The organism is Chryseotalea sp., assembly GCF_057350905.1.
Genome location: NZ_JBMRCF010000003.1, coordinates 101,837 through 114,882, shown reverse-complemented (window position 1 = coordinate 114,882; position 13,046 = coordinate 101,837). Strand labels below are relative to the sequence as shown.

General features: G+C 40.3%; 13 protein-coding genes. 3 read left to right on the top strand and 10 right to left on the bottom strand.

Annotated elements, in window-relative coordinates; translation table 11 throughout:
* Positions 1-35: 35 nt before the first annotated feature.
* Positions 36-404, top strand: a complete 369-nt coding sequence (locus ACO1XM_RS06290) for a MotA/TolQ/ExbB proton channel family protein (RefSeq protein ID WP_486226979.1) — start codon at positions 36-38, stop codon at positions 402-404.
* A 54-nt stretch (positions 405-458) separates the two neighbouring features.
* On the opposite strand, the gene tsf is transcribed toward ACO1XM_RS06290, so the two are convergent.
* The 5 genes from tsf to ACO1XM_RS06265 form a co-directional block, all read right to left on the bottom strand.
* Positions 459-1,289 (bottom strand): translation elongation factor Ts, encoded by an 831-nt coding sequence (tsf, locus tag ACO1XM_RS06285; RefSeq protein WP_486226977.1) that lies wholly within the window; start codon positions 1,287-1,289, stop codon positions 459-461.
* 145 nt (positions 1,290-1,434) lie between these two features.
* Positions 1,435-2,196 carry a 30S ribosomal protein S2 gene (gene rpsB / locus ACO1XM_RS06280; protein ID WP_486226975.1) on the bottom strand — a complete coding sequence of 254 codons (762 nt, stop codon included), beginning with the start codon at positions 2,194-2,196 and terminating at the stop codon, positions 1,435-1,437.
* Positions 2,197-2,208: 12 nt separating this feature from the next.
* Entirely contained in the window at positions 2,209-2,595 is a 387-nt protein-coding gene (gene rpsI / locus ACO1XM_RS06275) for a 30S ribosomal protein S9 (protein WP_486226973.1), read from the bottom strand.
* A gap of 3 nt (positions 2,596-2,598) precedes the next feature.
* Positions 2,599-3,042 (bottom strand): 50S ribosomal protein L13, encoded by a 444-nt coding sequence (gene rplM, locus ACO1XM_RS06270; protein ID WP_127122945.1) that lies wholly within the window; start codon positions 3,040-3,042, stop codon positions 2,599-2,601.
* Positions 3,043-3,223: 181 nt separating this feature from the next.
* Complete coding sequence (locus tag ACO1XM_RS06265; RefSeq protein ID WP_486226971.1) at positions 3,224-3,940, bottom strand: RluA family pseudouridine synthase; 717 nt, start codon at positions 3,938-3,940, stop codon at positions 3,224-3,226.
* 198 nt (positions 3,941-4,138) lie between these two features.
* On the opposite strand from ACO1XM_RS06265, the gene ACO1XM_RS06260 reads away from it, so the two are divergent.
* Both ACO1XM_RS06260 and ACO1XM_RS06255 read left to right on the top strand, forming a co-directional pair.
* The gene (locus tag ACO1XM_RS06260) at positions 4,139-4,990 is read left to right on the top strand and encodes an SPFH domain-containing protein (RefSeq protein WP_486226969.1); all 852 of its coding nucleotides are present in this window, start codon (positions 4,139-4,141) and stop codon (positions 4,988-4,990) included.
* A gap of 17 nt (positions 4,991-5,007) precedes the next feature.
* Positions 5,008-5,169, top strand: a complete 162-nt coding sequence (locus ACO1XM_RS06255) for a type II toxin-antitoxin system antitoxin (protein WP_486226967.1) — start codon at positions 5,008-5,010, stop codon at positions 5,167-5,169.
* Between the two features lie 82 nt (positions 5,170-5,251).
* On the opposite strand, the gene ACO1XM_RS06250 is transcribed toward ACO1XM_RS06255, so the two are convergent.
* From ACO1XM_RS06250 to ACO1XM_RS06230, 5 genes are all read right to left on the bottom strand, one after another.
* Positions 5,252-8,554: a cohesin domain-containing protein gene (locus ACO1XM_RS06250; protein ID WP_486226965.1), complete on the bottom strand. Its 3,303-nt coding sequence runs from the start codon at positions 8,552-8,554 to the stop codon at positions 5,252-5,254.
* Positions 8,555-8,770: 216 nt separating this feature from the next.
* Entirely contained in the window at positions 8,771-9,814 is a 1,044-nt protein-coding gene (locus ACO1XM_RS06245) for a sensor histidine kinase (protein ID WP_486226963.1), read from the bottom strand.
* A gap of 148 nt (positions 9,815-9,962) precedes the next feature.
* A complete protein-coding gene (locus ACO1XM_RS06240) occupies positions 9,963-10,652 on the bottom strand; it encodes a response regulator (protein ID WP_486226961.1) in 690 nt (229 codons plus the stop codon).
* Positions 10,653-10,752: 100 nt separating this feature from the next.
* Positions 10,753-11,799, bottom strand: coding sequence for an aminopeptidase (locus ACO1XM_RS06235; RefSeq protein ID WP_486226959.1), 1,047 nt, complete (start codon positions 11,797-11,799; stop codon positions 10,753-10,755).
* Positions 11,783-12,898, bottom strand: coding sequence for a hypothetical protein (locus tag ACO1XM_RS06230; RefSeq protein ID WP_486226956.1), 1,116 nt, complete (start codon positions 12,896-12,898; stop codon positions 11,783-11,785). Before ACO1XM_RS06230 ends, ACO1XM_RS06235 begins: the two co-directional genes overlap by 17 nt.
* Positions 12,899-13,046: the final 148 nt, after the last annotated feature.

Here is a 13,046-nt window from a genome sequence, read left to right as displayed (position 1 = left end):
TGTTCAATCAAAATCATTTACTAAACTTTATACTTATGAGCTTATCAGATTTCTACGTTTCCGGGGGTGTTGAGTACATGCATGTAATGACCTTCATACTCTTGCTCAACATGGCACTGATCATTTATGTTGCCTTTTTTAATGCACAGAAAAAAGTCATTCACGACAAGTGGATTGAAACCATTAAGCAATTGGGTGGATTCGCATTGGCATGGGGTGCTTTTAGTACCTTAGTCGGGTTTTTCGAAATTTTTCGTGACTTATCTTCTATTGTAGAAGTATTACCCTTTCAAGTAATTATGGGGGGCCTGCAAGTAGCTCTAATCACTGTGCTCTATGGATTTTGTGTCTTTCACTTTTCCATTTTTGCTGTTATCATATTGCGACTTACCCGAAAAGAGTAAAACAAAAAAGGGAGTCAAGCGACTCCCTTTTTTATTTGTTGTGGCGTTGATGGATTAACCAATCATGACACGCTTAAATTCAACTACTGTTAAGCCTTTAGTTACGCTATCTAAATATTGTGCAACAGTCTTAGAGCTGTCTTTCACAAAAGTCTGTGGTAACAAAGTGCTGTCTTTGAAAAACTTGTTCAGTTTACCAGCTGCAATTTTTTCTACCATGTTTTCAGGCTTGCCTTCAGCAAGAATTTGCGCTTTAGCAATCTCCAATTCCTTTTCAATAAGGGATTTGTCAACTTGTGTTTCATCCACCGCTACAGGGTTCATGGCTGCAATTTGCATACCTACATCCTTACCAGCTTCTGTTACATCTTTACCGTTAACACCTTTCAATGAAACCAATACACCTAACTTAGAACCCATGTGGATGTAAGGCACAACTGCCTCACCTGTCATGCGCACATATTCGCTGATCTCGATCTTCTCACCAATTTTACCAACTAGTTCAATGATTTTATCGTTGATGGTTAAACCTCCACCAGCAGCTTGTGTTAACAAAGCTTCTTTTGTGGCAGGTTTGTTAGTAAATGCAGTTTCTGCAATCAGCTTACCCAAGTTTTGAAACTCTTCGTTTTTACCTACGAAATCTGTTTCGCAATTAAGGGCGATCAATACGGCTTCTTTTTTGTCATCGCTGCTCTTCACAAAAACAGAACCTTCTTTTGCATCGCGATCAGAACGGGAAGCAGATACTTTCTGTCCTTTTTTTCTCAATATTTCAATGGCCTTTTCGAAATCACCTTCGGCTTCGGTAAGGGCTTTTTTACAATCCATCATACCCGCACCAGTCATTGCGCGGAGTTTGTTTACGTCTTGTGCTGATATCATCTTGATTTACAATTTTAGAATTACGAATTACTATTTTTCTTTCCCTCTTCTCAGAGGCCTGTCTTAAAACAAAGACATCGGCTATTAACCGATGTCCTTATTATTTACCGACAATTAAACATCGGCTAATTGAGTCATTGGCTAATTAAGCAACGGTCTCGTCAACTTTACGCTTTTCTTCCTCGTCTTTCTTAGAAGCTACATCTTCCTTGTCCTTCTTGCGCTCAGCTAAACCTTCTTCAATTACTTTACCAATGTGTTTTACAATGATAGAGATTGATTTGAAAGCATCGTCATTAGCAGGGATAGGGAAATCTACTGTTGTAGGATCTGAGTTAGTATCCACCATAGCAAATACAGGGATGTTTAACTTCAACGCCTCTGTTACTGCGATGTGCTCACGCTTAACGTCAATGATGAAAAGGGCAGCTGGCAAACGGTTAAGATCGGTGATACCGCCTAACAATTTCTCCAATTTTGCTTTTTCACGGGTGATCATCAAACGCTCACGCTTCGCCAGGTTGTTAAACGCTTCGTCTTTCATCAACTTCTCGATCTGAGAAAGTTTCTTCAATGACTTACGGATAGTAGCAAAGTTTGTTAACATACCACCTAACCAACGCTCGGTTACGAAAGGCATGTTTAAGCGCGTTGCCTCATCTGTGATGATGTCTTTCGCTTGCTTCTTCGTTGCTACGAACATGATCTTACGACCAGAACGTACAATGTTTTTCAAAGCAAAGCTCGCCTCATCCAGGCAAGACAAAGTCTTGTTTAAATCGATAATGTGGATACCATTGTTCTCCATGAAGATGTACTCGGCCATCTTTGGGTTCCACTTGCGGGTAAGGTGACCAAAATGTACACCTGCCTCCAATAATTCCTGATAGGTAATTTTTTGTGCCATTGTCGTAATCGATTAACGTTTGCTGAACTGGAATCTTCTTCTCGCTTTTCTACGACCGAACTTCTTACGTTCAACCATACGAGAGTCGCGGGTAAGCAGGTTATCCACTTTAAGGGCTGCTCTGTTTTCTTCGCTTACGCGAACCAGTGCACGGGCAATACCTAAACGGATTGCTTCGGCCTGTCCTTTAATTCCACCGCCTTCTACATTAATTGTTACATCGTATTGGCCTTCCAGTTTAGCAGCGGCTAAAGGCTGCTTCACAGTAGTTTGATGTATTTCTGATAAGAAATATGTTTTCAGTTCGCGGTTATTGATAAGAATAGCGCCATTACCGGGTGTTATGTAAACACGGGCTATGGAAGTCTTTCTTCTACCGACTGCGTTTTTAGTCTCCATGTGTTAGAATTTAATCTGTTTAGGTTGTTGTGCCTCGTGAGGGTGCTGATCGCCCACGTATACATGCAAGCTTCTGTACAACTCGTTGCCAAGTTTGTTCTTAGGAAGCATACCGCGTACTGCGTGCTCAATCAAGCGCTCAGGGTGTTTGCTCAGGATCTGCGTAGGTGTGTGCTCGCGTTGTCCACCTGGATAACCAGAGTGTGTGAACAATACGCGTTGCGTTAACTTACGGCCTGTCATCTTTACCTTTTCAGCGTTGATAACTACCACATGATCTCCACAATCCACATTAGGTGTGAAGTTGACCTTTCTTTTTCCACGGATAATGCTTGCCACCTGGCTGGCTACTCGACCAAGAACTTGATCTTTTGCATCAACCAATACCCAATTCTTCTCAGCAGTTGCTTTGTTGGCGTGAGTGGTTTTGTAACTTAAATGATCCACTTTATTAAGTTTTAATTGTTTAAATACCCTTCTATTCTAAAAAGGGACACAAAAGTAGGTGTTTGGTTGAGATTATCCAAAGTGCCGTGTTAATAATAACGTAATAGCCTGAAATTAATTGACAATCAGGTAGTTGACAGTTTAAAAAGCTTGGTTAATTGATTTTTGTCAATTGTCAACTTCAGGAAGAAAGCTCCAACTGTCTCACCAAAGCGGCCATGTCCTTTGGATAAGGAGCCTCAAATCGCTGTTTTTCGCCATTTAAAAGGCTGAATTCAAGCGAAAAAGCATGAAGTGCCATCCTTTTCATCAGGGGCTGTTCCTCTGTATACTTCTTTAAATTAAACCCCCTTTTCAGTTGCGAAAGCATAACTGGCTTACCTCCATATTGCTCATCTCCGGCAATGGAAGCACCCAGACTGGCCAAATGGATGCGGATCTGGTGCATACGACCGGTGATGGGCCTGCACTCTATTAAAGTATGTTGACGATACGATTTAATGGAAGTAAAATAGGTTTGCGCCTCTTTCCCCTGGCGGGAGAGTTTAACAATACCATCATCCTGTTTAAGAATGGCCGCATCTACCAATTGGTTTTGAAAACGATGGATTCCATCGGCTACGGCATGGTAGATTTTGTTAACCTCCCGATGCTCAAACTGCATGCTGAGGTGGCGATAAGCTTCCGGATTTTTGGCAAAGGCCAGTACACCCGAAGTGTCTTTATCCAGACGATGGCAAGCCTGGGCATCGTCCGAGTACTCCTTGGCCAAGGCCAATAGGTTTACTTTTTCTACCCTATCGTTAAGAGTAGACATATAGGGCGGCTTATTGACCAGGAAGAAGTCTTCGTTTTCAAAAAGAAGTATGTCGGCTATGGATATTCTAGAGGGCTTCAATCGAATCTATGGGTTGAAAGTGCAAAGTTACAGTTTTTCAAGAGTGAATTTGTTTATCTATCCTGAAACTTTATTTGAAAGGAGTCGTTTATTAATTTGATATCATTTTAATATCAAATTAAATTAATTCCTACTTTTGATCACCCATTGCACTCAGCCTTTGGTTTTATTCGTCCTTAACCCTAAAATTATAGTCAGATGAAAAATGAAAAAGACTTTTCGCCCATGTCAGGTTATGTCATGTTGGTGATTATTTTTCTAACCTTTTGCTTTAGCCTGTTTGGCCTGATTGTCATGCGCCATCCAATCTTTATTTTTCCTTTAGTGCTCTCGCTGGTATTAACACCGGGCTTCTTTTTCATTAACCCGAACAGTTCTGTTGTACTTGTACTCTTCGGAGATTACAAGGGCACGGCAAAATCCAACGGCTTTTTCTGGGTCAATCCTTTCTTCGCCAAGAAAGCCATCTCGTTGCGTGCCCGAAATTTTGAAAGTGACAAAATAAAGGTGAACGATAAGATCGGTAACCCTATTCAAATAGGTGTTATTTTAGTGTGGCAGGTAAAAGACACCTTTAAAGCTGCTTTCGAAGTAGATAACTACGAAAACTTTGTGCGTATACAAAGCGATTCTGCTGTTCGCACCTTGGCTAGTGAATTTGCCTATGATAACTTTGATCACGTGGAGGAACTTACGCTACGTTCTGGGCACGCTCAGGTGAACCACGCGCTGGAAGAAAATCTACGCAACCGTTTAGACATTGCGGGTATTCATGTTATTGAAGCACGTATAGGAAACCTTTCTTACGCTCCTGAAATTGCAGGTGCCATGTTACGCAGACAACAAGCTACTGCAGTGGTTGCGGCTCGTCATAAAATTGTTGAGGGTGCTGTCAGCATGGTACACATGGCCTTGGAGCAATTGTCTGCGCAAAAAGTTGTAGACCTGGATGATGAAAGAAAAGCGGCCATGGTGAGTAACTTAATGGTTGTACTTTGTGCAGATAAAGATGTTAGTCCGGTGGTTAATACGGGCACCTTACATAATTAAACAGATAACTGATCACTATGGCTCAGAAAAAACCATTTGTACTTCGGATAGAACCAGAGCTATTAAAGGCGCTCGAAAAATGGGCTGCCGATGAGTTTCGGAGTACAAATGGTCAGATTGAGTTTTTACTTTCTAAAGCTTTGAAAGAAGAGGGCAGAGTTAAATCTAAAACAAAGTAGATTGAGATTGTGGTAAACGGCTAAAAATCGAAGCCCGCTTGGATGCAGGCTTCGATTTTTTTAATAAAAGAGTTGGGAATTTTTAATGCTTAACTATTCGTACTGTCTTCATCCGCTTCTCACCAACATCGATTGTAAGCAGATAAATACCATCCGCCAGATTTGTAACATTCAAATCATGGGAATGAAATCCTTTGTTAAATTGCTTCACTTCCTGTTGTGCAATTCCCCCTACACTATTATTAATTGTGAATTTGACAGAACTTGCTTCAGTAACAATAAAGTTCACACTAAGCTTATGTTGCACCGGATTTGGATAAACTCCCAACTCATTAGGTGATTGCTCTAACGCAACATTCTTGAGTGAAAGATCATAGGATGAAAGCACTTTGTCGTAGGCCTTAGCATTGGTCATATCAGAATTCATTTCAATAGTACCATTTAACGCTAAGGGCAAAAATTTCATTTTAAAAAGTGAAGCACCTTCTTCAAAGGAAATGGATTGACTGGCATCATTACTATACCATAGCAAGGAGAGGTAACCTTCATTTATCCTATCTTCATTCAGTATTAAAGTTAAACCAGTTGCCTCTATGTTTTGATATTGCCAAATTTCAGGATCCCATTGCAGGGTAAACTGTATACCAGCCAAATCATTTATTGAAGGTGATTGAAATAAAACCTCCAACTCCTCTCCCAAGGTTGTAGCCTGATTGTACACTGCTGTGAGTTCGACTGATGAAGTGTTTGTTCTTCCACCCTCATCATCGACCCATGAAGCGTCAACATCACCAAGCTTAACACCTGTAAATTTTATAGCGCCTGGTGTCAATAGCTCATTAATATTAAGTGTCTGATAATCTAGTGCGAAATGATCGAGGTAAGTAAAGGGACTTACTGCAATATTGTACTTTTGACTTGCGTCATAAAACTGATAATCGTTAACGAATATCCAGTTTTTACCATTAAAGCTGTTTTGTTTTGCGAGAATATAGGCTCGAATATGCGCAATATCTATTGTGGATATAACTCCATTTCCATCGACATCTGCAGCGAACATTTTGTATGGCGAGTCAAACGATGTGTTTCCTAATAAATGATCTCTGGTTATTAGAATATCTGCAACATCTACTCCCGTTTTACTTAAATCTGTCTTTGATGGCCTTAATAACTGAACAACACCAATCTCGGTAGGCCATGCTTGAATGGCGAGTTCTCCCAATTCATCTGTTGTTCCATATAAATCAGCGTCCAGATAAAAATCTACTGCCGGAATACCATGCGCAGTCTGGCCGATCTGATTACCCTCTAAATAATGCGCTTTAAGATTTAACTGATACGAGTCAATCTCTATATAACCATGAACTGTGTTGACAGGAGCTTCTTGAAAATCTGTTTCATAATATGCTTCAATTGTCAGCGGTTGATCTGTAATGAGAACCTCTGTTCCTTCTCCAGGCGAACCCACCAATTGAAACTTTATTGTAAAAAGTACCACATTCTGATCAAGTGCCTGACCTTCTGCAGTAGGATCATCCCATGAAAAAGATAAACTACCTAAAGTAGTGTTTGTGAGCCCAAAAGAATTTTGAGTAAGTCCTGCTAAACCAAAATCAGCAACCTCTATAAACGACACGATGTCGGGATTCCATTGAAAAGATGTTTGCAATGTTAGTATGTCTTCGAAGTCCCGAACCCTCACGGGTATAGAAACTATTTCACCCTTTGCACCTATATAGGAATCAACTGATATTGTAAGCCCCCCTTTGAATTTACCATTGTTTGATAATGATGTCAGCTTTGCATTAGCATTGGTATTACCCGATGCAAATTCACTCCAGGCAATATGTGCTCCGCCATTGCCATCGCTTGCAAGTTCAAAATGAACCTGTTGATTGATCAAATTAGTTATTTGCGCGGGGTTTTGCCATTGCGGTTCGCCATTCTGATTTAACTTCTGTACCAGAATAATGGATGTGTAATGAAAATAAGTACTGCCTTGTTGAGGGCCTTCGATTGTTAGCCCGTTCTTACTCCAACCAATTAAAGGTTCTTGTCCATTTTCAATTATTTGTGGAAAACCATTAAACTGAGTTGCGTCCGTACTAAGAACTGTGCCTTGTCCCCATTGAAAAGTTCCTGAAGTATTGAATTTCTGCGCCAACAATTGATTCTCTTCACCTGGATACACGAGTAAGTAGGTATTGCCTGGAAGTTCCTTGAGATCATAATATACAGGGTATTCATGCTGATATAATGCGGAATAATAAAGATCCTCAAGTAAAACCGATGACAACATTTTTCCCTCAGCGGGCCAGCTGCCATAACGTGTGCCGGTTATCTTGTTGAGACGCGTACCATAAATTGATTTTTGCCCCGCATAACCCCACCATTCTGACTCCTCTCGATAGTCCACCCAAGTAATTACAACACCATTTTGGTCAAATGCGAGTTTAGGGTTTAACAATCGATCATAGTTAAGACTATTGTCTATCACATTATTAACCATCACACCATTTTCATCCCATTGTTGATTTCCTGTTGAGCCGCTAATCGCTTGTATGTATAGGTCATAATTTTCTATTGCTCCTGAGTATGTAATACCTGCCAGAAAGTACCAATGAGTATTTGCCCTTGAATCCTGCCATACTACAAAAAACCTATCTGTTTCGATATCGTATTTTGCATCAAAATTAAATTCCTGAGATATACCTGTTGAGGAGTATACTAGCTTTGACTCGTTCCATAGCGCAACACCATCTTGATCAAATTTTTGTGCCATGATTCGGTTTGTTGTGTTTGGACAAGGGCATCCTCCATCGTTGCAGGGAGGACATATACCGATCTCCTCCCAAACCAAGTAAAAGTCTTCGCCATTGCCCTTCAGTACTTTTGCCTGCTCGAGTCCTGTATGATTAGGATCCGTAAGCCCGCCTATCAATAATAATCCATCTTGTGGCCATTGCTTCACGCCTTCAAAAGAAATTCTTTGACCGTAAAATTCTTTTGTGCAACCACCCGTGCAATTCGTATTGATTCTTTGATCTGACCAAACAACAATAATTCCATTTGTTTCATCAAGTACCACGCCTGCCAACCATTCACTATCACTAGGGTCAGGTGAACTATAAACAGTAGTGCTGAATACAAAAGTGCCATCACTATTGTAGTGTGCTGCATAAAGATCATAACCACCTCCAGGTGTTATTGTTCTCTGCCAAATCACATAAACGCCCCCTAAACCATCGCTTAAAGTTTGCTGAACAAGTTCACTCTGGGAGCTTGATGCTACATTAATAGGGAAGTTTCTATTTGATGGCCATTGAGCCCGTAAGTTTGCACAAACAAATGCAAACAAGAAAAATGTTAGTATACTTATTTTCATACAAATGGATTATGTAATCCTTACCGGGGATTTAGATATTGATCTCAGAAAGCTAAGGCTTGTGACCTTGCCGACTATATCAATTTTAGTCCAATTGTTGTATGAAAAAGATTAATCTCTGATGTGATGTTGCTAAAGGACTAGAAAGTATAAAAAGATTGCGTTATACTCGAAGACAAAATTTAAGATTTCAAATCTTAAATCTTAAATTAAATATCAATCCTCCTCTGGCTTTGCACGCGGAAGCCTGAAACTGAATACGGAGCCTTTGCCGATTACGCTTTCTACTTCGGGTTTGCTTTTGTGATTCTCTAAGATGTGCTTGACAATGGCCAGACCTAAACCGGTTCCGCCTTTCTCGCGACTGCGACTTTTATCTACTCGGTAAAAACGTTCGAAGATGCGTACCAGATGTTCCTGGGCTATGCCTTCTCCATGATCGCGCACGCTGGTGATTACATTTTTCTTTGTCACCTCAAAACTAATCAGTACTTCAGCCTCCTCATTAGAGTGCTTAATGGCATTAGAGATCAGGTTTGTCATTACCTGACTGATGCGCTGCCAGTCGGCATAAGCGATTACTTTATGCGGATGTCCGTCAATGCGCAATTTTATTTTTCGTTCTTCTGCTTTTTCCTCAAACTGCTCTATCACTTCTTCCGTCAGCTTTACCATATCAATGGTTTCGAAGTGCATTTTAATCTGACCCGTTTCAATGTGCGAAAGGGTAAGCAAGTCTTGCACGAGCGCATCCAATCCATCGAGACTTTTGGCTGCTTTCTTTAAAAATTTAGTGCGTACATTTTTATCGTTGACTGCCCCATCTAATAAAGTATGTACAAAACCCTGTGCTGCAAAAATGGGCGTCTTTAATTCATGCGATACATCTGCAATAAATTCTTTTCTGAAGGCTTCCAGTTTTCTCAGTTCATCAATTTCTTTTTGCTTTAGCTCTGCAAAGGAAAAAATCTCTTCGTTAATGCTTTGCAGTGGATTTAATGTTCCCGATTTCTGTTTTCCCAAACCACCCAATTCTTTCTTTTTGAGTTTACCTACCAGTTTATAAATTTTATTGACTTCGCGAAAAATCAAAAACTCTAACACCACAAAAGTAAGTAAGTAAGAAACTGATAAACTGATGAAAGCTGAAACCAAGAGTGCACTTGTTTCAATGCCCTTAAAAAGAGACAGGAATAAGGTTGTAATCAGCGAAATACAAAAGGCGAGCAAAAGGGCTAGTACACGCGAACTATAAACCATGTTGATGTGCTAATATATTGATTTGCTAATGTGGCGATTTATGGGCGAGTTTCTAAAATCCGAAATCATTATATAAATTATTCGATTTTTATAGTGAGATTATTTACTCAGTTTAATCAACACATCAGCACATAATCTAATCGACACATTAGTTCAGGCTAAACTTATAGCCCACGCCTTTAACGGTAGTGATAAAGTCTTCCCCAATTTTTTCTCTCACTTTTCTGATGTGTACATCCACCGTTCTGGCCAATACGTAAACATCCGAACCCCAGATGTTTTGTAGTAAGTCTTCACGACTAAATACTTTATTGGGGTTTTGTGCCAGGAAATAGAGTAATTCAAATTCCTTTTTAGGCAGGTTAATTTCTTTATTGCGGATTTTAATGGTGTAGCTGGTTCGGTCTATGGTTAGCTCGCCAATTGAAATCTGACTGGATGGCGCTTCTTTTTTAGTATCTCTTCTAAACAGCGCGCTGATGCGGCTCATGAGTGCGCGCGGCTTAATAGGCTTGGTGATATAGTCATCTGCCCCTACATCAAAAGCAGCTACCTCTGAATATTCCTCTGATCTGGCTGTGAGAAATACCACAAAGGTTTTTTCCAATTCTGGTATGCCCTTTATCTGTCTGCAGGTTTCAACACCATCCATCTTAGGCATCATAATGTCTAACAAAACGAGATCTGGAAGAAAACGCTTGGCAATTTCAACGGCTTTCATGCCATCGCTGGCCGTTTTTACATCATAGCCCCCTTTTTCTAAGTTATACTTGAGCAACTCCAGGATTGGTTCCTCATCATCTACAACCAAGACTTTATGTGTGGGCTTTGTGGGCATGGTATTTCAGTTAAAGTTCAAAAGTAGGGAGTAGTACGCTATTTAAAAATACGAAGTCTTTTCTTAACAATTCCTTAATTATGGACAAAAGCCCTAAACATCAATCAGATGCATATTTCCCTTTCAGGTATTCAAGGTATTTCTTCAAATCGTTGTTAAACCTGGCTTCACATTCTCTTTCAAAATAATTCTGTTTAGCTTCATATTGCACAAAAGACATGAAGTAAGCATTATTAGGCAAACGATTAACAAAACGTGCTGAAGGCTTTTCAACAAGTTTAAGGGAGAGCGTGTCTAATCTCATCACAACCTTCAGAATGGCTTCTTCTTTCAATCGTTTCTTTTCGTCCATGCTTTGCTTTGCTTCAAAAGTAGCATACAAACTATCCAATAATTTGGTTCCACGCAGCATGTGTTCGGCAAACAAGGTGTAGTCATCGTCTTCATATAAATATTCAAAATACTGTTTACTTTCTTTGCCAAACTTATACCGTACAAACTCCAATGCGCCTGCATCACCAATAAAATTGGCCAGGTTCTCATTAAAGTCGATACTGTCTTTAATAAACATAGTGGTGTGTACCATCTCATGAATGATCAGGCTGGCAAGATCACCCTCACTTCGTTTAAGCATATTGCTCAATATAGGATCATTGAACCACCCCAACGTAGACCAGCCACCAGGATTACGAACCATCACATCTTTACCTGCTGCTTTCAATTCATCGCGTAGTGCCAGCGCCAGCTCTTGTTTAAAGAAACCTTTGTACGGCACCGCACCGATAAGTGGGAAAGTCCATTTTACAGATTGCAAGGCAAAGGGCTCACAAGCTTGCACCACCCACATGATGGGTTTGCCTTGCTGGTCGTACATTTTTTTATAAACATCCGTATCGTTAAGTCCCAGTGAGTCGATAGCAAAGCGTCTGATCTCTCCTATCAATAAAAGTTTTTGTTTTAATGAGTCCGGATAATAGGGATCAGCGATAAAATCCTCCACCGGTTTGGCATACCAAAGTATTTTTGCCTGGCCTATTCCCTGGCGTACACCATATACCACCAACTCATGATAGATAGCGAAGAGCACCAACAAAATACCAGCACTAAATAAAAATATCTTTCTGCCTATTCTATTTTTCTTTTGCATGGCCTAGAAAAAAGCGATCGGTGAAATTGAAATAAAAACCGTATCCGTATTGAATGTTACTGGTATAGGTATCGTAAAATGGTTCTACACGTGCCGTAAGACTAAGACCTCTGGTGAGTTTCTTCTCATACATAATACGCAGCATGTAGAGTATACGTGCCGGCTGCACTAAATACGGATAGCGTTCCGTTGTAACGGGATAAATCTGGCCACCATCATTGCTTAAAAATTCATTGCCATACCAATAACTGCCCATTACACTTAACCCAATAGTTGTTTGTACATAGGGGTTGATGTAGATCCCATTACCATCTTTATAAGGAACTATGCGACTGGTTAAACTTTTATAGGTAAGAAAGTAAGATTTTAAACCAAAGGCTCTTACAAAACCATTAGTGTTTTTATTAACGGTAAAGCCGCTGGCTGAAGCTAATACAGAGGTAAGTGGTTGCGGATTACTATCGATCTGACCACCGGCATGACGCACGGTTGCCTGAACGGGAATGGAAAGCGACCAATCATTTTTGCTTAGCAATTCTTTATTTAACGATAATCCCGCAACAAATCTTTCCTGATCGGGGTCGTTAAAGTAGATCATCTTCTCCCAGTTTACCCAGGCATCTACAAAAAGTCCTTCTTGCTCAATTAAAAATTGTAATCCATTTTCAATGCGCTTATTCAACACATTTTCGAAGTCGTAGAGCGGCTCTACCAGTTGATGATGCAAACTACCCTCAAGGGTGCCAATGGTTGCGGAGAAACTTCTGTGCTTAAATTTAAGTGAAAGCGTGGGCACAAAAGTGGAGAGACGATCGTTGCCAAAATCCTGCTGCAGGTAAGCTCCGACATCCAGCCTGACTTTACTGCCTACCTGATAATAGGCAAAGGGGTTTAATTGATATCCAAACAGAGTATAGCCACTGTAGGTGGTTTCGAAGTATTCGTTGTTTTTACCGAAGGCCAAAAGGCGGATACCCGCGTAAACGCGATTAGAATCCTGGGGATCGAGTACTAACTTTTGATCAAAAGTCGTGTTATCCAATTGAGCTTTAACTGAAAAGCCTGAAAGGAATACTAAACAAAAAAGCAGGTATCTCATGGATTGCGAATATAGTGAAAGGACGCATTTGAGACACAGCCCTCGATAAGATGCCCGGTAGCAAAGGAAAAAACCAACTCATATTTTGTTTGGGTCGCTGTTTACCGTCTAAGCCTCAAAACTGACGGACATCCTACAAATAAAACGA

What these genes read in the sequence shown, in the direction of transcription:
- ACO1XM_RS06290 (WP_486226979.1), top strand. Translation starts at nt 36, where the DNA reads ATGAGCTTATCAGATTTCTACGTTTCCGGGGGTGTTGAGTACATGCAT.
- tsf (WP_486226977.1), bottom strand. Translation starts at nt 1,289, where the DNA reads ATGATATCAGCACAAGACGTAAACAAACTCCGCGCAATGACTGGTGCG.
- rpsB (WP_486226975.1), bottom strand. Translation starts at nt 2,196, where the DNA reads ATGGCACAAAAAATTACCTATCAGGAATTATTGGAGGCAGGTGTACAT.
- rpsI (WP_486226973.1), bottom strand. Translation starts at nt 2,595, where the DNA reads ATGGAGACTAAAAACGCAGTCGGTAGAAGAAAGACTTCCATAGCCCGT.
- ACO1XM_RS06260 (WP_486226969.1), top strand. Translation starts at nt 4,139, where the DNA reads ATGAAAAATGAAAAAGACTTTTCGCCCATGTCAGGTTATGTCATGTTG.
- ACO1XM_RS06255 (WP_486226967.1), top strand. Translation starts at nt 5,008, where the DNA reads ATGGCTCAGAAAAAACCATTTGTACTTCGGATAGAACCAGAGCTATTA.
- ACO1XM_RS06250 (WP_486226965.1), bottom strand. Translation starts at nt 8,554, where the DNA reads ATGAAAATAAGTATACTAACATTTTTCTTGTTTGCATTTGTTTGTGCA.
- ACO1XM_RS06245 (WP_486226963.1), bottom strand. Translation starts at nt 9,814, where the DNA reads ATGGTTTATAGTTCGCGTGTACTAGCCCTTTTGCTCGCCTTTTGTATT.
- ACO1XM_RS06240 (WP_486226961.1), bottom strand. Translation starts at nt 10,652, where the DNA reads ATGCCCACAAAGCCCACACATAAAGTCTTGGTTGTAGATGATGAGGAA.
- ACO1XM_RS06235 (WP_486226959.1), bottom strand. Translation starts at nt 11,799, where the DNA reads ATGCAAAAGAAAAATAGAATAGGCAGAAAGATATTTTTATTTAGTGCT.
- ACO1XM_RS06230 (WP_486226956.1), bottom strand. Translation starts at nt 12,898, where the DNA reads ATGAGATACCTGCTTTTTTGTTTAGTATTCCTTTCAGGCTTTTCAGTT.